This window comes from Belnapia arida (genome assembly GCF_016773205.1).
Classification (GTDB): Bacteria; Pseudomonadota; Alphaproteobacteria; order Acetobacterales; family Acetobacteraceae; genus Belnapia; species Belnapia arida.
In genome coordinates this window covers 1-500 of record NZ_JAETWB010000178.1, presented here as the reverse complement: position 1 = coordinate 500, position 500 = coordinate 1, and the positions used below count along the sequence as shown (strand labels likewise).

At 66.6% G+C, this 500-nt stretch carries 2 protein-coding genes; one reads left to right on the top strand and one right to left on the bottom strand.

Annotated features, from left to right (window positions below):
• The coding region (locus JMJ56_RS33285) for a hypothetical protein (protein WP_236039089.1) at nt 1–291 on the top strand (291 nt) is incomplete at its 5' end.
• Here JMJ56_RS33285 and JMJ56_RS34660 read toward each other — a convergent pair.
• Nucleotides 252–500: hypothetical protein (locus JMJ56_RS34660; protein ID WP_236039087.1), on the bottom strand; the 249-nt coding region annotated here is incomplete at its 5' end. The genes JMJ56_RS33285 and JMJ56_RS34660 overlap by 40 nt on opposite strands.

Sequence of the window (500 nt, the reverse complement as noted above, 5' to 3'; positions counted from 1 at the left end):
CCCTGCAGCATGACCTTGTTCCCGGATCCGGCCTCACCAGTCGCCCATCCCAAGCCCGAGCAAACCGCGGCTGCCGGACCGCTGGGTGGCCCCTCCTACACCTACCGTGGCGCGACGATCGACTGCCAGAAAGGCGGCCACGTCTGCCGCTTGGTCATGCCGGACCACCCGCTGCATGGTCGCGGCTTTGGCGTGGTCGGCACCATCACGCCGCTGGTGGATCTGTGGCTCGATGAACGGCGGCTGCCGAATTACATGCGGCTGGCGGTGTCGAAGCCGAAGAAGAGGTGAGTGGATGCGCCGGCCGAAATGCGCACCCAAGCTGGTGATCGTGTGCCCACGATGCGGCGCCCGCTATGCCGATCCAGGCGGGGATGCGTCACCATGGCGCTGTCGGGTCTGCGAGCAGTGATGTCGCGGGAGTGATCGGCCCCCATCGGGTGGTCCGCCGTGAATGTTAGTTCAGCATTGGCCTGGGCGTCACGACCTGTGTGGTCGGC